The 25,213-nt window shown below is 53.0% G+C and carries 26 protein-coding genes and 1 pseudogene; 17 read left to right on the forward strand and 10 right to left on the reverse strand.

The genetic code is table 11. The features are described 5' to 3' along the window. Nucleotides 1-105, forward strand: a 105-nt coding sequence (locus MHZ89_RS21970; protein WP_000300949.1) for an IS1 family transposase, incomplete at its 5' end; no start/stop codon positions are given. A gap of 174 nt (nt 106-279) precedes the next feature. Then, nucleotides 280-2,310 (forward strand): alpha-amylase, encoded by a 2,031-nt coding sequence (locus MHZ89_RS21975; protein ID WP_048785050.1) that lies wholly within the window; start codon nt 280-282, stop codon nt 2,308-2,310. 238 nt (nt 2,311-2,548) lie between these two features. On the opposite strand, the gene MHZ89_RS21980 is transcribed toward MHZ89_RS21975, so the two are convergent. Then, a protein-coding gene (locus MHZ89_RS21980) for an IS3 family transposase (protein ID WP_130835314.1) occupies nt 2,549-3,717 on the reverse strand; the annotation gives its coding sequence in 2 pieces (ribosomal slippage) (nt 2,549-3,468 and nt 3,468-3,717; 1,170 coding nt in all). Nucleotides 3,718-3,809: 92 nt separating this feature from the next. Next, the gene (locus tag MHZ89_RS21985) at nt 3,810-4,739 is read right to left on the reverse strand and encodes an Rpn family recombination-promoting nuclease/putative transposase (protein WP_311784608.1); all 930 of its coding nucleotides are present in this window, start codon (nt 4,737-4,739) and stop codon (nt 3,810-3,812) included. A 674-nt stretch (nt 4,740-5,413) separates the two neighbouring features. On the opposite strand from MHZ89_RS21985, the gene MHZ89_RS21990 reads away from it, so the two are divergent. Then, the gene (locus MHZ89_RS21990) at nt 5,414-6,034 is read left to right on the forward strand and encodes a ParA family protein (RefSeq protein ID WP_048785467.1); all 621 of its coding nucleotides are present in this window, start codon (nt 5,414-5,416) and stop codon (nt 6,032-6,034) included. Nucleotides 6,035-6,063: 29 nt separating this feature from the next. Further along, on the forward strand, nt 6,064-6,300 hold the full coding sequence (locus tag MHZ89_RS21995) for a plasmid partition protein ParG (RefSeq protein ID WP_048785464.1): 237 nt from the start codon (nt 6,064-6,066) through the stop codon (nt 6,298-6,300). A 527-nt stretch (nt 6,301-6,827) separates the two neighbouring features. Here the strand turns inward: MHZ89_RS21995 and umuC (MHZ89_RS22000) are convergent. Beyond that, nucleotides 6,828-7,883: pseudogene (umuC, locus tag MHZ89_RS22000) on the reverse strand (translesion error-prone DNA polymerase V subunit UmuC); the annotation flags it as partial. A gap of 339 nt (nt 7,884-8,222) precedes the next feature. Next, nucleotides 8,223-8,549 carry a four-helix bundle copper-binding protein gene (locus tag MHZ89_RS22005; protein WP_311784609.1) on the reverse strand — a complete coding sequence of 109 codons (327 nt, stop codon included), beginning with the start codon at nt 8,547-8,549 and terminating at the stop codon, nt 8,223-8,225. A gap of 51 nt (nt 8,550-8,600) precedes the next feature. On the opposite strand from MHZ89_RS22005, the gene MHZ89_RS22010 reads away from it, so the two are divergent. Further along, a complete protein-coding gene (locus tag MHZ89_RS22010) occupies nt 8,601-8,852 on the forward strand; it encodes a hypothetical protein (RefSeq protein ID WP_311784610.1) in 252 nt (83 codons plus the stop codon). Here the strand turns inward: MHZ89_RS22010 and MHZ89_RS22730 are convergent. Then, entirely contained in the window at nt 8,849-9,079 is a 231-nt protein-coding gene (locus tag MHZ89_RS22730) for a hypothetical protein (RefSeq protein ID WP_376751056.1), read from the reverse strand. The genes MHZ89_RS22010 and MHZ89_RS22730 overlap by 4 nt on opposite strands. Nucleotides 9,080-9,370: 291 nt before the next feature. Here MHZ89_RS22730 and MHZ89_RS22020 point away from each other — a divergent pair, with 291 nt between their 5' ends. The 7 genes from MHZ89_RS22020 (at nt 9,371) to MHZ89_RS22050 (ending at nt 16,113) form a co-directional block, all read left to right on the forward strand. Beyond that, entirely contained in the window at nt 9,371-11,191 is a 1,821-nt protein-coding gene (locus MHZ89_RS22020; RefSeq protein ID WP_311784611.1) for a copper resistance system multicopper oxidase, read from the forward strand. A 34-nt stretch (nt 11,192-11,225) separates the two neighbouring features. Then, the gene (locus tag MHZ89_RS22025) at nt 11,226-12,161 is read left to right on the forward strand and encodes a copper resistance protein B (protein WP_376751059.1); all 936 of its coding nucleotides are present in this window, start codon (nt 11,226-11,228) and stop codon (nt 12,159-12,161) included. A gap of 35 nt (nt 12,162-12,196) precedes the next feature. Continuing rightward, nucleotides 12,197-12,577 (forward strand): copper homeostasis periplasmic binding protein CopC, encoded by a 381-nt coding sequence (gene copC, locus MHZ89_RS22030; RefSeq protein ID WP_103791066.1) that lies wholly within the window; start codon nt 12,197-12,199, stop codon nt 12,575-12,577. A 4-nt stretch (nt 12,578-12,581) separates the two neighbouring features. Next, the gene (gene copD, locus MHZ89_RS22035; RefSeq protein ID WP_311784612.1) at nt 12,582-13,514 is read left to right on the forward strand and encodes a copper homeostasis membrane protein CopD; all 933 of its coding nucleotides are present in this window, start codon (nt 12,582-12,584) and stop codon (nt 13,512-13,514) included. 28 nt (nt 13,515-13,542) lie between these two features. Then, on the forward strand, nt 13,543-14,223 hold the full coding sequence (locus MHZ89_RS22040) for a heavy metal response regulator transcription factor (RefSeq protein WP_311784613.1): 681 nt from the start codon (nt 13,543-13,545) through the stop codon (nt 14,221-14,223). Further along, a complete protein-coding gene (locus tag MHZ89_RS22045; protein WP_311784614.1) occupies nt 14,220-15,617 on the forward strand; it encodes a heavy metal sensor histidine kinase in 1,398 nt (465 codons plus the stop codon). The genes MHZ89_RS22040 and MHZ89_RS22045 overlap by 4 nt, the downstream gene beginning before the upstream one ends. A gap of 169 nt (nt 15,618-15,786) precedes the next feature. Continuing rightward, nucleotides 15,787-16,113, forward strand: a complete 327-nt coding sequence (locus MHZ89_RS22050; protein ID WP_376751058.1) for a DUF305 domain-containing protein — start codon at nt 15,787-15,789, stop codon at nt 16,111-16,113. Between the two features lie 170 nt (nt 16,114-16,283). On the opposite strand, the gene umuC (MHZ89_RS22055) is transcribed toward MHZ89_RS22050, so the two are convergent. Continuing rightward, nucleotides 16,284-17,558, reverse strand: coding sequence for a translesion error-prone DNA polymerase V subunit UmuC (gene umuC / locus MHZ89_RS22055; RefSeq protein WP_311784616.1), 1,275 nt, complete (start codon nt 17,556-17,558; stop codon nt 16,284-16,286). Nucleotides 17,559-17,939: 381 nt separating this feature from the next. Here umuC (MHZ89_RS22055) and MHZ89_RS22060 point away from each other — a divergent pair, with 381 nt between their 5' ends. After that, nucleotides 17,940-18,272 carry a metalloregulator ArsR/SmtB family transcription factor gene (locus MHZ89_RS22060; protein ID WP_311784617.1) on the forward strand — a complete coding sequence of 111 codons (333 nt, stop codon included), beginning with the start codon at nt 17,940-17,942 and terminating at the stop codon, nt 18,270-18,272. Continuing rightward, nucleotides 18,269-18,991, forward strand: coding sequence for an arsenical resistance protein ArsH (arsH, locus tag MHZ89_RS22065; protein WP_376751057.1), 723 nt, complete (start codon nt 18,269-18,271; stop codon nt 18,989-18,991). Before MHZ89_RS22060 ends, arsH begins: the two co-directional genes overlap by 4 nt. A gap of 63 nt (nt 18,992-19,054) precedes the next feature. On the opposite strand, the gene arsC is transcribed toward arsH, so the two are convergent. From arsC to cadR, 4 genes are all read right to left on the reverse strand, one after another. Further along, nucleotides 19,055-19,483, reverse strand: coding sequence for a glutaredoxin-dependent arsenate reductase (arsC, locus tag MHZ89_RS22070; protein WP_233988979.1), 429 nt, complete (start codon nt 19,481-19,483; stop codon nt 19,055-19,057). A 49-nt stretch (nt 19,484-19,532) separates the two neighbouring features. After that, complete coding sequence (locus tag MHZ89_RS22075; RefSeq protein WP_233988978.1) at nt 19,533-20,816, reverse strand: arsenic transporter; 1,284 nt, start codon at nt 20,814-20,816, stop codon at nt 19,533-19,535. A 96-nt stretch (nt 20,817-20,912) separates the two neighbouring features. Continuing rightward, nucleotides 20,913-21,266, reverse strand: coding sequence for a metalloregulator ArsR/SmtB family transcription factor (locus MHZ89_RS22080; RefSeq protein WP_233988977.1), 354 nt, complete (start codon nt 21,264-21,266; stop codon nt 20,913-20,915). 263 nt (nt 21,267-21,529) lie between these two features. Next, a complete protein-coding gene (gene cadR, locus MHZ89_RS22085) occupies nt 21,530-21,988 on the reverse strand; it encodes a Cd(II)/Pb(II)-responsive transcriptional regulator (RefSeq protein WP_233988976.1) in 459 nt (152 codons plus the stop codon). 319 nt (nt 21,989-22,307) lie between these two features. On the opposite strand from cadR, the gene MHZ89_RS22090 reads away from it, so the two are divergent. The 3 genes from MHZ89_RS22090 to MHZ89_RS22735 form a co-directional block, all read left to right on the forward strand. After that, nucleotides 22,308-24,698, forward strand: coding sequence for a heavy metal translocating P-type ATPase (locus tag MHZ89_RS22090; protein WP_409373372.1), 2,391 nt, complete (start codon nt 22,308-22,310; stop codon nt 24,696-24,698). A gap of 77 nt (nt 24,699-24,775) precedes the next feature. Continuing rightward, entirely contained in the window at nt 24,776-25,120 is a 345-nt protein-coding gene (locus MHZ89_RS22095; RefSeq protein WP_311784619.1) for a DUF305 domain-containing protein, read from the forward strand. 28 nt (nt 25,121-25,148) lie between these two features. Next, on the forward strand, nt 25,149-25,213 hold a 65-nt coding region (locus tag MHZ89_RS22735; protein ID WP_409373371.1), incomplete at its 3' end, for an IS1 family transposase.

Below are 25,213 nucleotides of genomic sequence, written 5' to 3' on the forward strand. Positions count from 1 at the left end.
CAGCATCTGGCAAGGCTGGGACGGAAGTCGCTGTCGTTCTCAAAATCGGTGGAGCTGCATGACAAAGTCATCGGGCATTATCTGAACATAAAACACTATCAATAAGTTGGAGTCATTACCACGCTTACGTATATATTTCCCAGAGCGTAATCCTGCTTGCTTGTTTTTGATCACTATTACTCACCCCTTTTCATCCTCCCAGGAAAACTGCACCCGGGAGGAGTTCATAGGACCAGCGGAGAGGCACACTTAAAAAAACCACACAGGAAGGATCCCGTAATGAAACTCGCTGTGTTTGCGTCGTTGTTGGTCCCCGGGATGGTCTTTGCCGCCTGGACCACCGCTGATTTCCCTGCCTTTACCGAAGAAGGCCCTGGTCGCTTTATCAGCCAAAAAGTAATTGAAAAGGGTACCCGTCCACTGCAACTTAATGTTGATCAGCAATGCTGGCAACCTACAGGGCCAATCAGGCTCAACCAGATGCTTTCGATGGAACCCTGCCACAGCCCGCCACCACAGTGGCGCATTTACCGGGATGGCCTGTATAACCTGGTGATCGATACCCGTTCCGGCACTCCGACGATGATGATTTCGCTGGAAGAAAAAGCAAGCAGCTCTGCTGCGGTATCTGTACGCCAGTGTCCTAAGTGGGATGGTAAACCTCTGACTATTGATGTCAGTAAAACTTTCGCCGAAGGTAGCAAGGTGCGTGACTTTTACAGCGGCAACATCGTTACTGTCAGTGGCGGCAAAGTCACGCTGCAGCCTGCTCCCGGCAGCAACGGTTTATTGCTGCTCGAACGGGCCAGCACAGACGCTGACGCTCCCTTCAACTGGCACAATGCCACCGTCTATTTTGTACTGACTGATCGCTTCGCTAACGGTAACCCGGCCAATGATAATAGCTATGGCCGTCACAAGGATGGTATGCAGGAAATAGCCACCTTCCACGGGGGTGACTTGCAGGGGTTAAGCAGCAAACTGGATTATCTGCAACAGCTTGGTGTTAATGCCTTATGGTTAAGTTCGCCGCTGGAACAAATTCACGGCTGGATCGGTGGTGGTACCAAAGGAGACTTCCCGCACTACGCCTATCACGGCTACTACACACAGGACTGGACGAAGCTGGATGCTAACATGGGTACCGAAGACGATCTGCGTCATCTGGTAGACGAGGCCCATAAACGCGGGATCCGCATTTTGTTCGATGTGGTGATGAATCATACCGGATATGCCACCCTTGCTGATATGCAGGAATTTCAGTTTGGAGCCCTGTATCTGAAAGGCGATGAACTGAAAAAGACACTCGGTGAGCTCTGGACTGACTGGATACCAGGTAAGGGCCAGACCTGGCACAGTTTCAACGACTATATCAACTTCAGCGATAAAGCAGGCTGGGAGAAATGGTGGGGTAAAAAGTGGATCCGAACCGATATTGGCGACTATGACAGTCCCGGTTATGACGATCTGACGATGTCGCTGGCTTTCCTGCCAGACCTGAAAACCGAATCGAAGGTAGCCTCAGGCCTGCCTAACTTCTATCACCTCAAACCGGACACGGCAGCAAAAGAGATCCCTGGCTATACACCACGTGACTACCTGACCCACTGGCTGAGTCAATGGGTACGTGATTACGGTATCGACGGCTTCCGTGTGGATACCGCCAAACATGTTGAACAGGACGCCTGGCAGCAATTGAAAACGCAAGCCAGCGCAGCGCTGGCAGAGTGGAAAAAGGCCCATCCTGATAAAACACTCGATAATGCACCATTCTGGATGACTGGCGAATCCTGGGGCCATGGGGTGATGGAGAGCGAGTATTACCGCCACGGTTTTGATGCGATGATCAACTTCGATTATCAGGATGAGGTGGCGAAAGCTGCCAACTGTATGGCGAATATCGACCTCACCTGGCAACAGATGGCTGATAAGCTACAACGCTTTAATGTGATGAGCTATCTCTCATCCCATGATACCCGCCTGTTCCGCGAAGGCGGCAGCACAGCGGCAGAACTATTGCTGCTTGCGCCGGGTACCGTACAAATTTTCTATGGTGATGAATCGTCGCGGCAATTCGGTCCCACCGGATCCGATCCAATACAGGGTACGCGTTCGGATATGAACTGGCAGGATATCAGCGGGAAAGCTGCGAGTAACGTTACTCATTGGCAGAGAATCGGCCGGTTTCGTGCACGCCATCCTGCTATCGGGATGGGAAGACAAACAACCTTATCTCTTCCTGGTGGTTACGGTTTCGTACGTGAAAAGGGCGACGATAAAGTGATAGTGATTTGGGCAGGGCAGCAATAGAAATAGTGTGATGAAGCTACGTAGCTACCGCTTGACGTTCAAGACGGTAGCTACGGGCGAGGTGCGGTCCGGGGCATATGCGGATATGCTATTTAACATAATAATGATTTTGAGTAGTCATGTATACCATTGATATTCAACTAGTAATGTCCGCCTGGGAGATGCGGATGTTTTCCTGGACTGTTATGTTGTGATCCCCAGATGCTGCCGGTACTTCACCGAACTCATTGTGAAGTGGTCAACAAAAACTGGCCACCGAGTTAGAGTTTTTCCAGTATCGGTTTTCCGATTCGTTTGGGGGTAACCCACCGTTATACCCATGCGGCCTTAGCGAGCTGTAATACCCGACGATATAGTCCGTGATCGCATGAGCAGCTTCGCTAAAGTTTATATAACCTGTCACTGGCACCCACTCGTTTTTCAGACTCCGGAAGAAGCGTTCCATCGGGCTGTTGTCCCAACAGTTTCCACGTCGGCTCATACTCTGCCTGATTTGGCAACGCCACAGTAACTGCCGGAACTGTCTGCTTGTATAATGACTGCCCTGATCGCTGTGGAACATTACTCCGGCGGGCTTGCCGCGCGTTTCCCATGCCATTTCCAGCGCTTTAATGGTGAGTCTGCTGTTCGGTGAGAACGACATTGCCCAGCCCACTGGTTTTCTTGCGAACAGGTCGAGAACAACGGCGAGGTACGCCCAGCGCTTACCTGTCCAGATATAGGTCACATCACCGCACCACACCTGGTTTGGCTCTGTTACAGCGAACTGTCGCTCAAGATGATTCGGGATAGCTACGTGCTCATGACCGCCACGCTTATACCGGTGAGTCGGCTGCTGGCAACTGACCAGCCCCAGCTCTTTCATGAGCCTGCCAGCAAGCCAGCGCCCCATCTGGTAGCCTCTCTGGGTTGCCATTGTGGCGATGCTTCTTGCTCCGGCCGAACCGTGGCTGATGCCATGTAGCTCAAGTACCTGACTGCGTAATACAGCCCGTCTGCCGTCTGGTTTTTCAGGACGGTTTTTCCAGTATCTGTAGCTACTGCGGTGAACCCCGAACACGTGGCAGAGAGTGGTCACAGGATAACGCGCCCTGAGTTTCCCGATTATCGAGAACTGTTCAGGGAGTCCGACATCAAGAGCGCGGTAGCCTTTTTTAATATATCGTTTTCCATTTCAATGCGTTGTAGCTTTTTCTTCAGCTCACGTATTTCAATCTGTTCTGGGGTTATAGGGGAGGCTTTAGGTATTTTGCCCTGTCGTTCATCCCGCAACTGCTTTACCCATCGCGTCATGGTAGAAGGACCCACATCCATAGCACTGGCCGCAGCTGCAACGGTGTAGTTCTGATCAAGGACCAACTGAGCGGATTCGCGTTTAAACTCTGCGCTGAAATTTCTTTTTTTCATTGAGGCACCTGTAATGTTCTGAGGTGAGCATATCACCTCTGTTCAGGTGGCCAAATTCAGTAAACCACTTCACCAGGAGGCGGCTGAACAGATTAATGCCGGATTTGAGTCAGATCGTCAGCAGAAAGGCCAGTCATTTTCATAATGGTGTCACGGTCGAGGCCGTTCTGCAGCATTGTACGCGCGATTTTCAGGGTCGCTTCACGCTCTCCTTCATTACGACCTTCCATGCGCCCTTCCATGCGCCCTTTCTCAATGCCTTTTTGTTCCAGCTGCTGTGCGATGGTCATGAGTGCGTCTCCATGTTGCGGCACACGCTGTGCCAGCTCTCGTACAAAGGCTTCGGAATCGGCCGACTCTCCCGCCTGCAGTAAATAGTGTATCAGCGCCGTTACCTGGGGTGAAGAAAGATAGTTCGCCATCAGCAGCGTGGCCAGCCGGTCGGTCAGCGTGGCCATGTCGCGCTGGTGAATGTGCTTCTGCAGCAGGGTGAGCGCCGCCATGCTGCGATGGTTCATGATGTCATCGTCCGGAATGACGGTGATGTCTGTCAGGGGAAAGGCGCTTCCATACAGCCTTTCCGCCACTTCCGGGTTGTCGAACTCATCCAGCCAGCAGGTAGAATACGGATACGGGCTGCGTTTTCCGCTATAGAACAGCACGGGTATCACCAGCGGCAGCTTCTTATGACCGGCCTCGAGGTGGCGCTGCATGGCAGCCACGGCGTAGCGCAGCAGGCGAAAGGCCATATGCCGGTCCGGGGAAGACTGGTGCTCGATGAGTACATGTACGTAACCGTCCCCGGCGGTGGTCTTCAGGCTGTAAAGGACGTCGCTGAAATACTGCCGCAGGTCATCCTCGACGAAGGAGCCGGACTCCAGCTTCAGGGTGCTGAGGTCGCAGAGCGCGCGCAGCTCTGCCGGGAGATGTAGCTCCATAAAGTCCCGGGCAATGTCGGGCTGCGTGAGAAACTGCCTGAAAGTGGCGTCATGGGGCGTAGGAGTACCGCTTTTTTTCTTCATCCGTGCTGACTCTTAAAAATGACACTAAATATGATACCACGGTAGTAAAACGGCTGTATGAAACAGACCTTTTCTGACAAGAGCCTGTATCCAGACCACTGACATTAATAATGTCGCCAGCCTGCAGTAAACTGAAAATTCTCTTTTGTTCATCAGCGGGCGCTTGCGAAACTCGTTACATCTGAATGTGGCCAACTGACGTTCGGCTGTATTCTCTTCTTTTACTTCTTCGTGAGTTTTAACGCTACCATCATTACGCTCATGTTGCTGATGAAGAGAGCTGCTCCTCGCCACGCCTCTTTTTCCGTCCAGACGTCCGGATCTCGTTTTACTCAGGTTTTAATCAGCATAAAAGCGGCAAGCACAAACAGTATAAATGTGGACAAGCTCATCGTTATTCATACATGAAAATTCAGATGATTGAGGTTAACAAATTCAGAAGTGAAGTGGCTTAGACAGGATTTCGCCCCCCTCCCCTGCCTTGGTAATGACGAATTCTTGGCTTTATTGTAAACAGCACTCAATTCCACGTTCATTAAAAACAAAGAGTTAAGGATATGTGTTTTTACTCGTTTGAGTATATGAATTTATGTGTTTTTGAATTTTTACTTTTTTACTCATTTATGGTTTACTCCTTTACACTATCACTCAAATGAGTAAATGAGACTTTAAGCATGAAGATCATTTCGTTTCTGAATCCTAAAGGTGGCTCTGGCAAAACCACTGCAACAATTAACGTCAGTTCCTCCATTGCCAGCAGTGGTAAAAAAGTCGCGGTGGTTGATACTGACCCACAAATGAGTCTTACAAACTGGAACAGCGCCGGTAAGGCCGGATTTGATGTTTATACCGCCTCATCTGAAAAGGATGTCTATCAAGTTCGTAAAGAACTCGGCGATTATGACTACGTTATAATTGATGGTGCAGGCTCGCTCTCTGTCATCACTTCTGCAGCCGTGATGGTGAGTGATCTCATCATTATTCCTGTGACACCCAGTCCGCTCGATTTCTCAGCGGCAGGTTCTGTGGTGACCGTCCTTGAGGCTCAGGCATATAACCGCCCTGTCGAAGCTCGATTCCTGATCACCCGAAAGATTGAACAGGCGACAATGCTTAGTGTTTTAAAGAGCAGTATTGCTCAGACGGGAATCAAAGCGTTTAAAACCTCAATCACTCAGCGCCAGAGCTATGTAAGATCGGTTCTTGAAGGAGAAAGTGTGTTTAATACCACTGACAGAGCTGCTCAGGGAGAAATCCAAATCCTGACTAAAGAAATATTGTCAGTTTTTGAGTAAAAACCCATATACTCATTTGAGGAGGATTTATGGCACTTGAGAAAAAACATTCGTCATCAATGATGACGTTCGGCGCGCATCGTGATTTGGAGAAAATTGTTCAGGCTCCTGAGGTGAAGGCTCCGTCAGAGAAGCAGAAACGCGTGAACGTGAATTTCAGCGAAAATAAGCATGCCCGCTTCAAGGTTGCTTGTGCTAAGCGTGGAACCAGCATCACTGATGTTATTAATGAACTGGTTGACGAATGGCTACGTGAAAATGAGTGATTACTCATTTGAGTGAATGTGTGTTTCGTAGGGTCATGGTTATTTATACTCTTAACAATCATGACCACTGCAACCAAACGTAAGTTTTACTCATTAACATAAAAACTCATATGAGTAATTGTGTAAAGATGAAAGTGAGTCTTGGAGTAATCCTTGTCTGAACTCGGCGGTACTGGGAATACTTGCTACAAGTACATAGTCTTGTATTGAGTAAAAGTGTAAAAGAGTAAACAGGACGTGGAAATACTCATTTACTCAAATGAGGCAATGTGTTCTGACTTTTTTCTTACCGGAACGGTCTGCTCAGTTTCTGTGACCTTTTGAGCTGGTTAAACCCAAGTACGACTTAGTACAAAAGAAAATTTTTTCCTGCAAGTATTTACTCATATGAGTTTATGAGTAAGCAAAGTTTAGTACCAACAGATCATCTTTTCCTGAGTTTACTCTTTCACTCAAATGAGTAAAAACTCATAAACGCAAATGAGTTTAAAAGGTTGCTGTTTACAGATGACCTGTGAATATCCAGGTCAGCGCACTTTAGCGACAGGCAATTCTTTCCAGTTTGTTGTCCACGCCTTACTAAGCATCTCGCGCTTCATTTTCCAGTCAGGATCGATGCCTTTACCTGCAAAGCCAATACTGTAACGCCCAGACTTGTTCATTGTATCCAACAGACTCATCAGGGCCTCACTGCCGGCACGCTGCACCTCATCATCAAAAAGGTTCAGCTGCGCCACGCCGTTCGGCTTGAGTTCACTCAGCATGATGCCAGCTTTAGCATAACGAAAATCCGGGCGCCAGATGGCGTCCATGGACTTTACTGCAGCCTCGATAATGTTACGCGTGTCTTGCGTACCCACGCGCAGCTTCACGAACGCCGTGTTGCCGTAACCTGGATACCCGGTGTCGAAAGGCGAGGTGCGGATAAAAACGGAAATGTGATGGCAGAACTGGCGGTCCTCCCGCAGCTTCTCCGCCACGCGTTCGGCATACGCACAGACGGACTGACGCATCGCGTCATATTCCATTATGCGCTCGCCGAAGCTGCGGCTCACGACTATCTGCTGCTTTGGCGGCGGGGCATCCTCCATCGGGATGCAGGATTCGCCGTTAAGCTCGCGTACCGTTCGCTCCAGTACCACACCGAAATTCTTGCGGATGAAAGAAGGGGAGGTGCGTGCCAGGTCAAGCGCCGTTGTCACGCCGAGCAGCTGCAGGCGTTTTTCAAGCCGGGAACCTACGCCCCAGAGTTCACCCACGGGCTGTCGCGATAGCAGCGTTTCGGTCCGCCTCGGATTCCCCGGCGTGAGCGCCAGCACCCCGCCAAACTGGGGCCATTCCTTTCCGGCCCACTGTGCCGACTTCGCCAGGGTCTTCGTTGGACCAAGTCCGACGCCGACGGTCAGGCCTGTGCAGGCCCTGACGTGCGACCGGATCATGCGGCCAAAGTCCTCGTACGGCATAGCCATTTCCATACCCGTGCAGTCACAGAACCCTTCGTCAACCGAATATACCTCCAGACGCGGCACCATCTCCTCGATGCAGGACATCACCCGCGTACTCATTGAGTGGTTTATGTGGAATAGAAATTCAACACAAGACTTAAACCTACACTACACATATGTACATTAATTACACAAAGCTTATCCTCTATGTTTTGCGGATAAGTCAGAGGGCATATGTACCGACCGGCTGCAAAAACATGCCCGGAGTTTTGTGATATTTAATACAGGGGGATGTCAGTTTAAAAAAGCCTGAACAGGGACACGGCATTTCTCTTCTGGCTGTATGGCGGGCAGTCTGAAAAAGAGCGGTGATTGTTTGCCACCCTGCCGCCAGGTGAATGTACCAACAAATCACCGGCCGGGAGTGAGGCAGTCGGTACTTTGCAGAAGCTGCGCCTGGGCAGCTTCCGTTTGCTGTCACGCTGCCATTTTCCGGCATTCTTCAGCACAGCGGTAACAGGCCTCAGCACATTTCTTGCAGTGCTCATGCTCATGTTTTGCACATTCATCACCACATTTCTGGCACACCTCAGCGCAAACTTTACAAATTTGAGCAGCGAATTCACTGTCCATAGTCATGAACTCAGCGGCCAGGCGGCAGATGCTGGCGCACTGCATGTCCGTCCGGATACATTCGCGCATCATCTCCAGATTTTCTTCCTTCAGACAGGACGTTGCGCAGTAGTCACAGGTTGCGGCACAGATATAACAGGCCTCAATGCAATTGCGATATTGTTCAGACATCTTTTCCTCTCCTCATCGGTAAGTGCAAAGAAGTGATAAGCATGGAACAAAATGTGGATTTCAGCAAAAGCGCTGTATGCAGACAGTCAGTGGCAGGATCAGGGTGAAAAAAGATTTAAAAAAAGAAGCCCGCCACAGTCAGACGGGCCGGCTAATTACAGCCTCAAGAAAATTTACCAGACAACTCAGCGTAATGAGGGGTACGCACAACACATCCCGGAAAAAACAGTAACAACGGACAATAAACCGGGTGATTTTTGTCCGTATTTGCAGCCCATACAGCGGGCCGTCATCTGCTCTTAATTCTCTACCTGCATCATCTTGCGGTGCGTTTCAATCACGTTCTGATGTGCAGCAGCACTGCTGTTATTCATGCTCTGATGTGCCTGTATCGCCAGTTCATGCTCATTCATGGAGGCTGCCTGGGCTTTCTTGTCCATGCAGCAGGGCATAGTCATGGGAGCCTGCTGTGCCTGAGCGGCTGAAACAGACAGAAGGGCCGCGGCGGCGACAAGCATAATCTTTTTCATTCGTACTTCCTTACGTTTAAAGAATGGGAATTGTAATTAATCCCGGACCGGAACATTACCGGCCTCAGTGCTTTTTATCGTATCCGAAAAAAAACACAGCGAACGAAAATGACAAAAATGTAATTTAAAAACAGCAGGTTCCAACATGACATAAATGTAATCAAGTCGGGATTTCAACTGTGATAGTTTGCCGTTAACAAAAATAAAGTTCCTGGCCGGACTGCATTATGCCTGCTTCCGGCGCGGAGAAATTTTCTCCCGGGATGACCTGCATTTTGCCGGAGCACAGTCATGCAGCTTAAAAGTTCACGACGCAATTTTATCAAAAGGATCACCGCAGTCGGCGTTGTCGGCGGTCTTGGTATGAAGACGTTCGATGCTTTCTCGGCGGTAAGTCTGGTACAGCCACGCACGCTTACCGGTAACGATTTCGACCTGTTCATCGCTGAAACGCCAGTTAACATCACCGGTAACATCCGCTATGCCAAAACCATTAACGCCAGCCTGCCAGGGCCACTGCTACGCTGGAAAGAAGGTGATACTGTCACGCTGCGGGTTAAAAACCGGCTAAAAGAGACAACATCCATTCACTGGCACGGCATTATTCTGCCGGCAAACATGGATGGCGTTCCCGGCCTCAGCTTTCACGGTATTGAATCCGGTGATACCTACGTTTATTCGTTTCGCGTGAAGCAGAATGGCACCTATTGGTATCACAGCCATTCCGGTCTTCAGGAGCAGGATGGCGTTTACGGCCCGATTATTATTGATGCTGCTGAGCCTGAGCCGTTTACGTATGACCGGGAGCATGTGGTAATGCTGACTGACTGGTCAGATGAAAATGCCGCCACCATTCTTGCAAAACTGAAAAAACAGTCTGACTACTACAATTTCGCCAAACCCACCATCGGGGACTTTTTCCGTGATGCCCGGGATAAGGGGCTGGGAAATACCCTGGCCGACCGGAAGATGTGGGCGGAAATGAAGATGAACCCGACTGACCTTGCAGACGTCAGCGGTGCGACTTACACCTATCTCATGAACGGTCAGGGCCCGGGTAAAAACTGGACCGGGCTGTTCCGTAAAGGCGAAAAAATCCGCCTCCGCTTTATCAACGGCTCTGCCATGACCTACTTCGATGTGCGCATTCCCGGCGTGAAGATGACCGTGGTGGCTGCTGATGGCCAGTACGTCACCCCCGTCAGCGTGGATGAGTTCCGTATTGCCGTGGCTGAAACCTACGATGTTATTGTGGAGCCCGACCAGGATGCCTGCACCATCTTTGCCCAGTCCATGGACAGAAGCGGCTATGCACGGGGCACGCTTGCCATTCGTGAGGGCATGACTGCCCCCGTTCCTTCCACCGATCCTCGTCCCTGGCTCACCATGGATGATATGGGCATGGGGGGAATGGATCATGGCAGCATGGAGGGTATGGATCACAGTCAGATGCAGGGTATGGACGGCGGTGACATGCAGAGCATGGACGGTTCAGCCGTGGAAAGCGCCCCGACAGGCAGTATGGCCGGCATGGATCACAGCAGCATGGGCGGCATGGACCACGGCAGCATGGCCGGCATGGGTGATATGCAGAAGCATCCGGCATCAGAAACGAACAATCCCCTGGTTGACATGCAGGCCATGATGCCCACCCCGAAGCTCAGCGATCCGGGTATTGGTTTACGCAACAATGGCCGCAGGGTTCTGACGTATGCCGATCTGAAAAGTACATTTGAAGATCCGGACGGCCGTGATCCCTCACGCACCATAGAATTACACCTTACCGGGCATATGGAAAAATTTGCCTGGTCCTTTAATGGCATCAAATTCTCCGATGCAGAGCCAGTCAGGCTCCGGTATGGCGAGCGTGTCCGCATTGTTCTGGTCAATGACACCATGATGACCCACCCCATTCATCTGCACGGTATGTGGAGCGACCTTGAGGATGAAGCAGGCAACTTTCTGGTCCGGAAACATACCATTGATATGCCGCCCGGCACGCGCCGCAGTTACCGGGTAACGGCCGATGCGCTTGGCCGCTGGGCTTACCACTGCCATCTGCTTTTCCATATGGAAACCGGCATGTTCCGCGAGGTCCGTGTTGATGAATAGGGCGATCCTGATGGCAGTTTCTGAGCGTAATAATATGAAAAATAAGTTTGTCCGGACTGCAGCAGGGCTGCTGTTCATTTCAGTGGTGACCGCCACCTCACTCACTGCCACACCGGCTGCCCGTGCAGAAGCAGCACACAACATGCAGGGGCATGACATGAGTGGCATGTCGGGAATGGATCATTCCACGATGGGCAATATGGAACCTATGTCAGGAATGGAAGGCATGGAGTCTATGCAGCCTGCGGCTCCGGATGAAAGCAGAACGCCTGTTCCGGTACTGACGGACGCCGACCGTCGGGCTGCGTTTCCGGACGTACACGGCCATAAGGTGCATGACAGCAACGTGAACTGGTATCTGCTGGCCGATCAGCTTGAGTGGCAGAAAAATAATGAGGCCGGGGGATTCAGCTGGGACGTCAGCGGCTGGGCCGGCGGGGATGTTGATCGCCTCTGGCTGCGCAGCGAAGGGGAGACCAGCGACGGAAAAACCGAGTCGGCAGAGGTGCAGGCCCTGTGGGGGCATGCTATCTCGCCCTGGTGGGACGTGGTTGCGGGCGCCCGACAGGATTTTAAACCTGGCAGGCCCCAGACATGGGCCGCCGCCGGCTTTCAGGGCATGCCGCTGTATAACCTCGAAACTGAACTCACCGCGTTTGCCGGTGAGCAGGGACGTACCGCGCTCCGGTTTGAAGCAGAGTATGACGTGCTGCTGACCAACCGGCTCATCCTGCAGCCGTCTTTTGAAGCCAATTTTTACGGAAAGGATGATGAGGTGCGTGAAACCGGGAAAGGGCTGTCCAGTACCGAGCTTTCCCTGCGCCTTCGTTACGAAGTGAAGCGGGAGTTTGCGCCTTATGTGGGCGTATCGTGGAGCCAGCTTTATGGCAACACGGCCGATATGGCGACCCGTGAAGGAGAGAAAGACAACGAAGTGCGCTTTCTTCTCGGTGCCCGCGTGTGGTTCTGATGCAGTTAATTCTAACAAACAAGACAGGTATGAATATGAAACGTAATTATGCTGGCTACGTCATCGCTGTTGCCGCCTCTGTTGCTGCTTTTGCCGCGCAGGCGCATCCGGAACTGGCTTCTTCTGTCCCTGCTGATAAAGCGCAGGTGGCAGCGCCTTCAAAAGTGGAGCTGCACTTTACTGAAAATCTGGTCACAAAATTTTCTGGTGCACGTCTCGTCATGACCGCTATGCCCGGCATGTCCTCTCATGCCCCGATGGCGGTTGCGGCAAAAGTGGCCGCCGGTGGCGATCCGAAAACCATGGTGATCACGCCAGCCAAACCTCTGGTGCCTGGCACATACAAGGTGGAGTGGCGTGCGGTGTCTTCCGATACACACCCGCGCACCGGTAACGTCAGCTTTAGCGTGAAATGATGCCATGAACGATCAGACTTTTATTGTCATCCGCTTTTTCCTTTACCTTGACCTTATGGTTCTGTTTGGGCTGCCTTTATTTGAACTGTATGCCGTAAAGGGGGCGCTTAAAAAATCGGTGTCTTTATTCAGCGTCTGGTCGTTCTTCTTTATTCTGATTTCCGCCGGTATTGTTCTGTCGCTGGCGAATATGCTGTTGGTTGCGCAGGCGATGAGTGGCGTGACCGACGCAGGTGAAATCACGCTCCATATCATAGAGATGGTTATAGGTGAGACTGCGGTCGGCCTCAGCTGGGTTATCCGGCTTGCCGCACTCGTCCTGGCCTTCATCGGACTGGGCCTGCGCCTGCGCAATGCCGTTCTGTCGCGTTACGTTCTCACGCTGTCCGGAGGCACAGCGCTGGCCACCCTGGCATGGGGCGGCCATGCGGCCATGAACGACGGTATGAGCTACTATCTGCATCTGCTGAGTGACATCGTTCACCTGTCGGCAGCCGGTGCGTGGGTGGGAGCACTGACGGCTTTTGCCATCCTGCTGTGTATCAAAAAGGCGCAAATGGCCGGACACGCCCGGCAGCTTGCAGAGGCTCTGACAGGATTCTCACGGGCCGGCACCATAATTGTCGTGAGCCTTGTCATTACCGCCGTGATTAATTTTTTCTTCACCGTAGAAAATCCTGTAAGTTCTCTGCCAGGGACCGACTACGGGCTGCTGATGCTGACGAAAACAGTTCTGTTTGCCATCATGTTACTGCTGGCAGCCGCTAACCGCTTCCGTCTGACTCCTGCGCTGGAAAAGGCACTCAGTCAGGGCCACTATAAGAAAGGTATAGTGCTGATGCGCAAAAGTATTATCACAGAATTCAGCGTATCCATACTGATTCTGGCAACGGTTGCCTGGCTTGGCACGCTGTCGCCTGGAAACGGCGTGGCATAACGTTACTCAGCAGCAGGACCCTTATATTATGACCACTCTCCTGATAGTCGAAGACGAAATCAAAACCGGTACATACCTGAAGCAGGGCCTTCAGGAAGCCGGGTATGACGTTACGCTGGTCAGTGACGGCCGTCAGGGGCTGGCGCATATCCTGCAGCAGCGCTATGACCTCATTATTCTTGACGTTATGCTGCCCTCGCTTGACGGCTGGGACATCCTGCGTCAGATGAGAATGGCCCGCCACGAGGAGCCCGTTTTATTTCTGACTGCAAGGGACAACGTCAGCGAAAAGATCAAAGGACTTGATCTGGGGGCTGATGATTATCTGCTCAAACCATTTGACTTTGCCGAGCTGCTGGCACGCATAAGGACTCAGCTCAGGCGTAACCGCTCTGTGTCATCCGGCACGTCAGAAATCGCCGATCTGGTAATGGACATTTCCCGCCGGACCGTCAGCCGCTCCGGCAAAAAAATTCATCTTTCCACAAAAGAGTTTGTTCTGCTGGAGCTGCTGCTTCAGCGACAGGGCGAAGTTCTGCCACGAAATCTGATCTCTTCACTGGTATGGAATATTAATTTTGAAAGCGACACGAACGTGATTGACGTGGCCGTCCGCCGGCTTCGCAGCAAGGTTGACGATGGCTTCAGCCCAAAGCTGATACACACCGTACGCGGCATTGGCTACGTACTTGAGATGCGTGACGAATGAAGCGGACCCTTTCTCTGACCTCCAGGCTGAGCCTGGTTTTTTCCTGTGTCATGATGTCTGTCTGGCTGCTTACCAGCATTCTGCTGGTTGCGGCGCTCAGCAGCTACTTCCGCAGTCAGGACTTTACTCTGCTGAACGGTAAGCTTGAGCTGGCAACTGAATTGCTGGAGGGCGAAGTCCGAACCGGAACGCCTGATACCGGCGGTCTTGCCCGCAAGCTTGCCGACGCCATGGTCGGCCACAGCGGCCTGTATCTGTCGATAAGAACCACAAACAACCATACCCTTGCCAGTTATTCATCTCCTGATTTCCCTGTGCCGGCCAGCCAGTTTGTTACCGGAGCAATCAGGCCCGATATGCTCCAGACCGTGGAAGAGGATGACTGGCGCTATAACGTTATTATGAAAAAAATCAGCACCCAGATCGCTGGCAGACATCATGATGTTTTCATAACAGCGGCCTACGACACAGGCCTTCATGATGCGTTTATCAGTCATTTGAAGGAATCGCTGATATGGTTTAATGGCGGACTCATTTTCCTTTCCGTCCTTCTGGGGTGGCTTGCTACCCGCATCGGACTCAGGCCGCTGAATGAAATAAACCGTCTGGCTTCAGCCATAACCGTGGATAACCTCGGTGAGCGTTTGCCAGCACGTCACCTGCCTGCAGAACTCATGCCTACCGTGGCCGAGTTCAACAGCATGCTGGAGAGACTGGAAAGTTCTTTCAGGCGCCTGTCTGAGTTTTCATCTGACATAGCCCATGAGCTGCGCACGCCCGTCAGTAACCTGATGATGCAGACGCAGGTTGCCCTCTCCAGGGATCGTGACGCCGCCAGCTACCGGGAAGTGCTTTTCTCAAATCTTGAGGAACTGGGCAGGCTTGCCAGAATGAGCAGTGACATGCTTTTTCTGGCGAAATCTGAAAACGGACTGCTGGCGCTGGAAAAAGAATCACTGTCCGCAAGGGCAGAAATAGAGGAGCTCATTGAGTTCTTTGAGCCACTGGCCGCAGAAAACAGCAAAACCGTGGTGCTGAAAGGGGATGCCAGTCTTGAGGGCGATCGTCTGATGCTGCGACGGGCGCTGAGCAACCTGATAACCAACGCCATAAAATATTCTTCAGACCGCGCGACGATACTTATCCGGGCGGAACAGCAGGGCGGCGTGGCATTTATCCATATCTCTAACCGTACGGAAGCTATCACGCAGGAAAATCTGGGGAGGCTTTTTGATCGCTTTTACCGGGGAGACGCGTCCCGGCAACATAATACTGACGGCGCCGGACTGGGCCTTTCCATTACGCGAGCCATTGTCCTGGCACACAACGGTGTGCTGCAGGCTTTTCTGAACGGTGACGTCATTACGTTTACGGTAAAAGTACCGGCGGCATGATTTTGCGCTGAGGTGCGCTTTCCTGTGGGCTAACGCCTGTAATAATTCTGAATTGCTTCAAATCAAGGATTCACCTCCGGGTTTTGTGGAACGATCCCGGGTGTATAACTGAACTGAAAACCTCTAACCCTAGAAGGAATGATTCATGAAAAAATTACGTACCGCCCTGATGAGCCTGCTGGTTTTACTACCCGTTGCGGCTATGGCACAGAAGCCGGACATGAAAATGATGCAGGACATGAATATGTCTCCTGCGTCAAAAGAATACATGTCCGGTATGCAAAATATGCACCATGGCATGATGGAGGCTATGAAAGAGCAGGATCCAGACAGGGCCTTTGCAAAAGGCATGGCTGAGCACCATAAAGGTGCGATAGCCATGGCCGAAACAGAGCTGAAATACGGCAAAGATCCTGAAATGAGGAAAATGGCTGAAGATGTCATCAAAGCGCAGAAGGCTGAGATTGAACAACTGGAAAAATGGCTGAAAAAATAGCCTCACCGTATTTCACACTCGAAAGGGCCTGCCCGGAGGCCCTTTTACCGGCTCTTCAGTATGCCTTTTGGCAGAAGAACTCATTTATCAGACGTCAGTGGCTCTGCCTGAATATAACGCTTCACTGACGCCTTACTTTACCTTACCGGCATTCCTTTACCCCGCAGTGTTTAGATGAGTCGGGCCACCGGTATGTCACTCCAGCGCGTGGTCCATGAAGGGCTCAGCATTTCCCGCTTCATTTTCCATTCGGTACTTACGCCCTGGCCTGCAAACCACACATTACCCAGGCCAGACTGGTTAATACCATCCAGTACCTTCATCAGCTGCGCGCTGTTAGCCCTGGGCTGGTTATCATCAAACAAATTCAACTGGCTGACCCCTTCTGGCGTGAATTCATCAAGCATGATGCCCGCTTTCATATACCGGCGACCTTCCAGCCAGATACGGTCCAGCGAGCGCATCGCGACTTCAATGATGTCACGGGTGTCCTGGGTGGGAAACGAGAGCTTCTCTCCGGCATTGTTACCATAGAAAACTTCGCCTGTGGCGTGGGGGGAGGTGCGGATAAAAATGCCTATCCGCCGGCAGAACTGACGTTCTCCCCTGAGCTTTTCAGCGGCCCGGGTGGCGTAGTGACACAGCGCCTGCTGCATGGCAGTTTTAGTGGTAATACGTTCACCGAAGCTGCGGCTCACGACAATCTGCTGTTTCGCCGGCGGTATCTCCTCAAGCGGGATGCACGGTTCGCCATTAAGCTCGCGCACGGTCCTTTCCAGAACAACGCTAAAGTTCTTTCGAATGAGTGCAGGGCGGGTACGTGCGAGCTGCAAAGCATTTTCAATGCCCATCAGATTCAGGCGTTTGCCGATTCGCCTGCCCACGCCCCATATTTCTTCTACCGGTTGCCTGGAAAGCAACGCCTCAGTGCGTTTTGGATTGCCTGAAGTCAGTGCCAGCACGCCGCGGAACTGCTTCCATTCCTTACTGGCCCACTGCGCAGATTTGGCGAGCGTTTTGGTAGGGCCCATGCCCACACCCACTGTCAGGCCAGTTGTGGCAAGAACATGTCCACGCAAGCGGCGACCAAAATGTTCAAAGTCTTCGCAGCCATCAATACCTGTCAGGTCAAGGAACATTTCGTCAACGCTGTACTGCTCAACACGGGGTGTCATTTCCTCTATAGCTGTCATGACCCTCTGGCTGAGGCTATGGTACAGCCCGTAATTCGAACTGAATATGTACACCTTTTCGGGATAATCCTGCGTTTTTATCTGAAACCACGGTACACCCATTTTGATACCCAGTACTTTTGCACGGGCTGAACGGGCAATGACACAGCCGTCATTATTGCTGAGCACCACTACAGCCTTACCGCGCAGATCCGGGCGAAACAGGGTTTCACAGCTTGCATAAAAAGAGTTAACGTCGGCCAGTCCAAACATAGCGATGGCTACCCCTGGCTGATACAGGGGGCATCATTGCCCTGCTGCATGGTTAATACGGTATGCAAATATCGCATGCCCGCCGCAACATTCATCCTTTTCATTCTGCCGCACCGGTAAGGTTGAGGCGGAGATGTATTTCTAATAATACGTGCATAAAACCCCCTGAATATTAACTGTATTTATATACAGTATTATTTATGCAGAGGTAGCTGACAAGTGGGAAACACGGGAGTTCTCTATACCGGAAGATACTTGTGAGCAGACGCACTGCATCAGTAACCCTCTGAAAAGGCCTGCTTCACATATTCCGCTTGTTTTTTGAAGGTCGGAAAGACTATATTTCCATTATTCTGGAAACATAGTAATGGATGAGGTCTTATGGATTTACAGACTGCCGCGCTGGCGCTCAGGGAGCTGGGGCATGTGACGCGCCTCGGCATCTACCGCGAGCTGGTTAAAGCGGGCCATGATGGCCTGCCGGTCGGTGAACTGCAGAAGCGCCTCGAGATTCCGGCCTCCACGCTCAGCCATCATATCTCTGCGCTGATGTCCGCCGGGCTGGTCAGCCAGGAGCGGCAGAGCCGCACCCTGTTCTGCAGACCCTGCTATGCGCGGCTGGAGCAGCTGATGGCCTTTCTGACAGAAGAATGCTGCGCAGGCGGCAGCTGCAGCCTGTCACCCGTGACGACTCATGAAGAGACCTCATTGTGAATAACGTGAATGATGCCCTGGACAATATCGATCCGACGCTCCTGGATGCACCGCTGACGGAAGAAAAGCTGAAGGCAGCAGAGGTGGCACACCCGCCCCGCATCCTGATGCTCTACGGCTCGCTGCGTGAGCGCTCTTACAGCCGTCTCGCCACGGAGGAGGCCGCCCGGCTGCTGACGGCCATGGGCGCGGAGGTTAAAATATTCAATCCGTCCGGCCTGCCGCTGCCGGATGACGCCCCGGAGACGCACCCGAAGGTTGCAGAGCTCCGCGAGCTGGTACTCTGGTCAGAAGGCATGGTCTGGTGCTCGCCGGAGCGTCACGGTGCCATGACCGGCATCATGAAGACGCAGATTGACTGGATACCGCTGACGTCCGGTGCGGTCCGGCCGTCACAGGGAAAAACCCTTGCGGTGATGCAGGTCAGCGGCGGCTCACAGTCCTTCAACGCCGTAAATCAGATGCGCATTCTTGGGCGCTGGATGCGCATGATCACTATCCCGAACCAGTCATCCGTGGCGAAAGCCTGGGCCGAGTTTGATGAGGACGGCCGCATGAAGCCTTCTTCGTATTACGACCGCATCGTGGACGTCATGGAGGAACTGATGAAGTTCACCCTGCTGACGCGCGGGCGAAGCAACTGCCTGACCGACCGCTACAGTGAAAGGAAAGAGAGTGCCGCTCAGCTCTCAGAGCGGGTCAACCAACGCAGCATATAAAAAAAGCCGGCAGATGCCGGCTTTTGTTTTTCACACTCGTTATATATGCCACCTGGGGAAAAATCAGTGGCTGACGCGGTGACCGTGCTCATCAATGACTGCTTCGCCATCCTCTTTGGTGAACGCGCCCTGCTGCGGGTCTGGCAGTATATCCAGAACTACTTCAGAGGGGCGGCAGAGCTTCGTTCCGAGCGGCGTCACCACCACCGGGCGATTAATAAGGATTGGATGAGCCAGCATGGCTTCCAGTAGCTCGTCATCGCTAAACCGGTCTTCTGCCAGCCCGAGCTGCTCATACGGCTCCGTATTTTTTCTCAGCAGAGCGCGCACGCTGATGCCCATGTCCGCAATCAGTTTTTTCAGCTCGTCGCGCGACGGTGGCGTTTCCAGATACAGAATAACCTTGGGTTCGGTGCCGCTGTTGCGGATAAGCGCCAGGGTGTTGCGGGACGTCCCGCACGCCGGGTTGTGATAAATGGTGATGTCAGTCATAAGCGGTACTCCGTAAAGGCGCTGCACAGTCGCAACACCGGGGTTAAGGTTAAACAGACAGGCGCAGGGCCAGCGCGGCCAGCGTCACAAAAAGTACCGGCAGGGTCATCACGATGCCCACGCGGAAGTAGTAGCTCCAGCTGACAGTAATGTTTTTTTGCGCCAGTACGTGCAGCCACAGCAGGGTAGCGAGGCTGCCGATGGGGGTGATTTTCGGGCCGAGGTCGCAGCCGATGACGTTGGCGTAAATCATCGCCTCCTTCACCACGCCCTGTGCGGTGCTGCCGTCAATCGAAAGCGCACCAACGAGCACGGTAGGCATGTTGTTCATGACAGAAGAGAGCGCCGCCGTCAGGAAACCGGTGCCGAGCGTTGCGCCCCAGACGCCATGCTCTGCAAACCGGTTCAGGGCGGCAGAAAGGTAATCAGTCAGGCCGGCGTTACGAAGACCGTACACCACCAGATACATGCCCAGCGAGAAGATAACAATCTGCCAGGGCGCGCCTTTCAGCACCTTGCCGGTATCAATCACGTGTCCTTTCCGGGCAACCAGCCAGAGAATACACGCCGCCACCGCTGCCACCAGGCTGACCGGTACGCCGAGCGGTTCAAGAGCGAAAAAGCCGACCAGTAGCAGGATGAGAACAATCCAGCCGGTTCTGAAGGTGCGCGCATCGCGGATGGCCTCACGCGGCGCCTTCAGTTTCGCCAGGTCGTAAGTGGCCGGGATGTCCCTGCGAAAAAACAGGTGCAGCATGACCAGCGTGGCTGCAACTGAGGCGATATTCACCGGCACCATCACCGAGGCATACTCGCTGAAACCCAGTTTAAAGAAGTCTGCCGTGACGATATTCACCAGGTTCGACACGATGAGCGGCAGGCTGGAGGTGTCGGCGATGAAGCCTGCCGCCATCACAAACGCCAGCGTGGCGCCCGGGCTGAAGCCCAGCGCCAGCAGCATGGCGATAACGATCGGCGTCAGAATAAGCGCTGCCCCGTCATTGGCGAACAGGGCGGCTACCGCCGCACCCAGCAGAACGATATACGTGAACAGCAACCGGCCCCTGCCGCCGCCCCAGCGTGAAACGTGCAGCGCGGCCCACTCAAAAAAGCCGGACTCATCAAGCAGCAGGCTGATAATGATGACCGCAATAAACGTGGCCGTGGCGTTCCAGACAATCTGCCAGACCACAGGAATGTCCCCGATGTGTACCACGCCGGTCAGCAGCGCCAGTGCGGCGCCGATAACGGCACTCCAGCCAATGCTGAGCCCTTTCGGCTGCCAGATCACCAGTATCAGGGTCAGGATAAAAATCGCACCCGCCAGAAACATACTCTCTCCTTCTTAATTATACGTGCCCGTTAAAGCGGGCTGCTAAGTGTACCCTGTAAATATATGCGTTTAATCGAATGTGTTTAGATAAAATTTTTACATGCAGACAGCTTTGCCGTTGATGGTTGCGTTATCACGCTCAGCCTGTTGACTGAGATGAAGAATTTCATCCCGCTGACACAGATATGCCTGCTCAATGACCGCTGCTGCCCACGCAGGCATGTGTGGCGATAACCGGTAATGGATCCACTTGCCGTCGCGCCTGTCGATAAGCAGTCCACTCTCTCTGAGCAGGGCCAGGTGCCGCGATATTTTTGGCTGTGTTTCTTTCAGGATAGATACAAGCTCGCAGACGCAGAGCTCCCCTTTTTCGCGCAACAACAGCACCAGGCTGAGCCGGGTTTCGTCAGAAAGATTCTTAAAAAGTTGCAGGGGCAGAAGTGACGGCATAATTTCTCCTTCGTGGCGGACAGCAACAAGTCTCGTCTTCTGCAGACGAAAGGTCAATTTTATATTTATAAATTCATATATGTTGTGACGTGCTTACAGGCTTTTCTGTACAGCTTAATGAGGGAATAGCGGTTAAACGATGTCACACAGATTTTAACGGCAGCATACTTTCAGCAACCTGAATGGCCGGGCATGACGAAGTAACATCACAAAAAAAGGCCTGTTGCTTTAGTGAACCGTTCTACTTACAGCAGAAAGCAGCATCAGTAAGAGTGGCTTCCGGCCAGATGACCTGCAGTGATAACCGGCACGATATCCTCAGGCTCTTCTGCCTGCTCCAGTTCGCGCAGAATACCGCAGTCCCGTGTTGCCCGGTTGGCATTGCAGTGGCTCCGGAGCTCAAACAGTTGCTTTTCCAGCATATTCAGTTCACGAATACGGGCCTGAACGTGGTTCAGATGTTCATTTATCAGGGCATTAACCTTACCGCAGTCTGCGTCAGGCTGGCTTCGCGCCTGCAGCAGCACCCGGATTTCTTCATGGGTCATATCCAGCGCCCGACAGCGCCGGATAAACATCAGTCTTTCCAGATGCGCACTATCATAATGGCGGTAGTTATTAGTCTGATCCCGCAACGCGGCCTGCAGCAGGCCCTCACGCTCGTAATAACGCACCGTTTCTACCGGACATCCGGCCAGTCGGGCCAGTTCGCCAATTTTCATAATTCCTCTCATCTGATCTTGACCCTGTAGTTACATCAGGGTCTTTAATGCCAGTATACGTTATGAACGGGATAAAGACATGAGTGACTGCTGCAGTAATAAAAAATGTGGTTCAGCCGCAACCGGAGAAGAGGCGTCCGTTAAAAAAAATGTTGCTGCCCCGGCAGAGGAATCCGGTAAAACGCTACAAAAAACGGCTGAAGCCACACCGGCCTGTTGCAGCACCGGGAGCTGCTGCTCACCGGACAGCCTGAGTCAGCCATCCGAACCGGTTACAGAGCATATCCGCAACGATGAAGTTCAGACGCGTCTGCGCATCATGCAGATGGACTGCCCGACGGAGGAGACGCTGCTCCGCAAAAAACTGGCAAAATTACCTGCCGTCAGCAATCTTGACTTCAATCTGATGCAGAGGGTGCTCACCGTGACCCATACGCCGCAGGCGCTGGGGCCGGTTCTGCAGGCGGTGCGCTCGCTGGGTTTTGACCCGGAACCGATTGATAAAGCAATGCAGCCTGAAGGCAACTGCTGTTCAGGCCGTGAGGCGGAAAGCACCGGCGGTTCCTGCTGCGCGCCTGCTCCTGTCACATTCGGTGAGCTGCAGACCCAGCAGGTGACCGCTGACGGGGTGCGTACCAGTATCAGGATCATGCAGATGGACTGCCCGGTTGAAGAGGGCATGATCCGTAAAAAGCTGGACGGCATGTCAGCCGTGAAGGAACTGGATTTTAACCTTATGCAGCGCGTACTGACGGTGGTTCACGCACCGGATGCGCTCGAGCCCGTTCTGGCCGCCATTCGTTCGCTGGGCTTTGAGCCTGAACTCCCTGACAGCAGTGGCCGACACGTGGTCACGGAGGAAAAGAAAAAAACCTGGTGGCCGCTGGCGCTGGCCGGTGTGGCGGCAATCGCCGCCGAAGCCATGCACTGGACGGGTATGCCGGAATGGCTGGAAGCGGCTCTTGCTCTGGCTGCCGTTGCGGCCTGTGGCCTGTCCACATACAAAAAAGGCTGGATTGCACTTCGCAACGGCAACCTGAATATCAACGCCCTGATGAGTATTGCCGTCACCGGGGCGCTGGCGCTCGGACAGTGGCCTGAAGCCGCCATGGTAATGGTGCTGTTCACGATTGCGGAACTGATTGAAGCAAAGTCTCTTGATCGCGCCCGCAATGCCATCGGCTCTCTGATGAAACTGACGCCTGAAACGGCTACGGTTCAGCAGCCGGACGGCTCCTGGAAAGAAACTGAGGCCAGGTCTGTATCCCTTAACAGCGTGGTCAGGGTAAAACCGGGCGAGCGTATCGCCCTCGACGGCACGGTGGTTCGGGGAAGGACCGCCATTAATCAGGCACCTATTACCGGCGAAAGCCTGCCGGTGGATAAAGGGGAAGGCGACCCGGTCTTCGCCGGGACGGTCAACGGATCCGGTGGCTTTGAGTACCGGGTAACGGCCGCTGCCGGAAATACCACGCTTGCGCGTATCATTCATGCCGTGGAGGAAGCGCAGGGGGCAAAAGCCCCTACGCAGCGCTTTGTTGATCGCTTTGCGCAAATTTATACCCCTGTGGTGTTTGCTATTGCCGTCGCAGTTGCCGTTCTCCCGCCGCTGATTGCAGGTGAAAGCTGGCAGGAGTGGATTTACAAGGCGCTGGTGATGCTGGTTATTGCCTGCCCTTGTGCGCTCGTCATTTCCACGCCAGTGACCATTGTCAGCGGCCTGACGGCAGCAGCTCGCCGGGGGATATTGATCAAGGGCGGCGTTTATCTTGAAGAGGGCCGAAAGCTGAAGTGGCTGGCGCTAGACAAGACCGGCACCCTGACGCACGGTAAGCCGGTACAGACGGATGCGATTATCTATACCGGGGTGGCAGAAGACGAGGGGCGCAAGCTGGCTGTGAGCCTGGCAGGTTACTCCGATCATCCGGTTTCGCAGGCTGTATCGGCGGCATCAGATTGCATTCAGCGTTATGAAGTGGAAAGCTTTGAGGCTCTGCCAGGTCGCGGCGTGCGTGGCGTCATCAACGGTCAAACCTACAGTCTGGGCAATCTGAGGCTGGCTGAAGAAACGGTGCGCTGCCCGGAAGCGGTCAGGGCTGCACTAACGGAACTGGAGACCGGGGGTAAAACGGTCATCATGCTCTGTGACATTCATCAGGTGCTTGGGCTGTTTGCGGTGGCTGATACGGTGAAGGAAAGCAGCCGCGAGGCGATAAGTCAGTTGCATAGTCTGGGTGTCAAAACGCTCATGCTGACCGGAGACAATGCGCACACGGCGCAGGCCATTGCCGGTCAGGTTGGCATTGATGAGGCGCGGGGGGATCAACTGCCGGAAGATAAACTGCGTGCTGTAGAAACATTTACGGCGCAGGGCACGACCGGCATGGTAGGCGACGGCATCAATGATGCACCGGCGCTGGCCCGCGCCGATATCGGCTTTGCCATGGGTGCAATGGGCACGGATACCGCCATCGAGACTGCCGATGTGGCCCTCATGGATGACGATTTGCGTAAAATTCCGGCTTTTGTCCGACTCTCCCGGCAGACGTATAACATTCTGGTTCAGAATATCGTTATGGCTATTGGGATCAAGGCAGTATTCCTGGCCCTGACCATTGCCGGTATGGGGACCATGTGGATGGCCGTATTCGCGGATGTGGGGGCAAGCCTGCTTGTCGTGGCAAACGGTCTGCGCCTGTTGCGTAAGTAACCTGCCTGGCTGCTCTTCCGGTAAAGACAGGCACCTGAAAATAGCCGCTAATCTGAACGCTGATAAAGGAAGAGAGTATGAAACCGCGTAACATGATTTTATTGCTGATGCTCGCAGTCGTGTTTCCGGCAACGGCTGCGCAGGCAGTACACGGAAACCATGCCGGAATGTCACCGTCTTCTGAGGCCTATATGGACGGCATGAATAATATGCACGAAGGAATGATGAAGGCCGTACAGGAGCCGGATGCAGACAGGGCATTTGCCAGGGGCATGATTGAACATCATAAAGGAGCCATTGCCATGGCCGAAACGGAACTCCGTTATGGTAAATCACCGGCAATGCGGAAGATGGCTGAAAGCATTATCAGCGCCCAGAAAGAAGAAATACGGCAGGGTGATGCTGCCAACTTACTGATTTAGTGTATGATGGTGTTTTTGAGGTGCTCCAGTGGCTTCTGTTTCTATCACCTGTCCCTCCTGTTCAGCTACTGACGGGGCGGTGCGTAACGGCAA

Origin of the sequence: Pantoea sp. ACRSB (assembly GCF_022346905.1) — a bacterium.
In the GTDB taxonomy this organism is placed as follows: domain Bacteria; phylum Pseudomonadota; class Gammaproteobacteria; order Enterobacterales; family Enterobacteriaceae; genus Pantoea; species Pantoea piersonii.

Bases quoted from the DNA above. Each gene is read 5' to 3' on its own strand.
- MHZ89_RS22075 (WP_233988978.1), bottom strand. From the start codon at position 20,816: ATGTTTCTGGCGGGTGCGATTTTTATCCTGACCCTGATACTGGTGATC.
- cadR (WP_233988976.1), bottom strand. From the start codon at position 21,988: ATGAAAATTGGCGAACTGGCCCGACTGGCCGGATGTCCGGTAGAAACG.
- arsC (WP_233988979.1), bottom strand. From the start codon at position 19,483: ATGACTGACATCACCATTTATCACAACCCGGCGTGCGGGACGTCCCGC.
- copC (WP_103791066.1), top strand. From the start codon at position 12,197: ATGAAACGTAATTATGCTGGCTACGTCATCGCTGTTGCCGCCTCTGTT.
- MHZ89_RS22025 (WP_376751059.1), top strand. From the start codon at position 11,226: ATGAAAAATAAGTTTGTCCGGACTGCAGCAGGGCTGCTGTTCATTTCA.
- copD (WP_311784612.1), top strand. From the start codon at position 12,582: ATGAACGATCAGACTTTTATTGTCATCCGCTTTTTCCTTTACCTTGAC.
- MHZ89_RS22020 (WP_311784611.1), top strand. From the start codon at position 9,371: ATGCAGCTTAAAAGTTCACGACGCAATTTTATCAAAAGGATCACCGCA.
- umuC (WP_311784616.1), bottom strand. From the start codon at position 17,558: ATGTTTGGACTGGCCGACGTTAACTCTTTTTATGCAAGCTGTGAAACC.
- MHZ89_RS22005 (WP_311784609.1), bottom strand. From the start codon at position 8,549: ATGTCTGAACAATATCGCAATTGCATTGAGGCCTGTTATATCTGTGCC.
- MHZ89_RS22040 (WP_311784613.1), top strand. From the start codon at position 13,543: ATGACCACTCTCCTGATAGTCGAAGACGAAATCAAAACCGGTACATAC.
- MHZ89_RS21985 (WP_311784608.1), bottom strand. From the start codon at position 4,739: ATGAAGAAAAAAAGCGGTACTCCTACGCCCCATGACGCCACTTTCAGG.
- MHZ89_RS22010 (WP_311784610.1), top strand. From the start codon at position 8,601: ATGTGGATTTCAGCAAAAGCGCTGTATGCAGACAGTCAGTGGCAGGAT.
- MHZ89_RS22730 (WP_376751056.1), bottom strand. From the start codon at position 9,079: ATGAAAAAGATTATGCTTGTCGCCGCCGCGGCCCTTCTGTCTGTTTCA.
- MHZ89_RS22095 (WP_311784619.1), top strand. From the start codon at position 24,776: ATGAAACCGCGTAACATGATTTTATTGCTGATGCTCGCAGTCGTGTTT.
- MHZ89_RS22045 (WP_311784614.1), top strand. From the start codon at position 14,220: ATGAAGCGGACCCTTTCTCTGACCTCCAGGCTGAGCCTGGTTTTTTCC.
- MHZ89_RS22050 (WP_376751058.1), top strand. From the start codon at position 15,787: ATGAGCCTGCTGGTTTTACTACCCGTTGCGGCTATGGCACAGAAGCCG.
- MHZ89_RS21990 (WP_048785467.1), top strand. From the start codon at position 5,414: ATGAAGATCATTTCGTTTCTGAATCCTAAAGGTGGCTCTGGCAAAACC.
- MHZ89_RS21975 (WP_048785050.1), top strand. From the start codon at position 280: ATGAAACTCGCTGTGTTTGCGTCGTTGTTGGTCCCCGGGATGGTCTTT.
- MHZ89_RS22080 (WP_233988977.1), bottom strand. From the start codon at position 21,266: ATGCCGTCACTTCTGCCCCTGCAACTTTTTAAGAATCTTTCTGACGAA.
- MHZ89_RS22060 (WP_311784617.1), top strand. From the start codon at position 17,940: ATGGATTTACAGACTGCCGCGCTGGCGCTCAGGGAGCTGGGGCATGTG.
- MHZ89_RS22090 (WP_409373372.1), top strand. From the start codon at position 22,308: ATGCAGATGGACTGCCCGACGGAGGAGACGCTGCTCCGCAAAAAACTG.
- MHZ89_RS21995 (WP_048785464.1), top strand. From the start codon at position 6,064: ATGGCACTTGAGAAAAAACATTCGTCATCAATGATGACGTTCGGCGCG.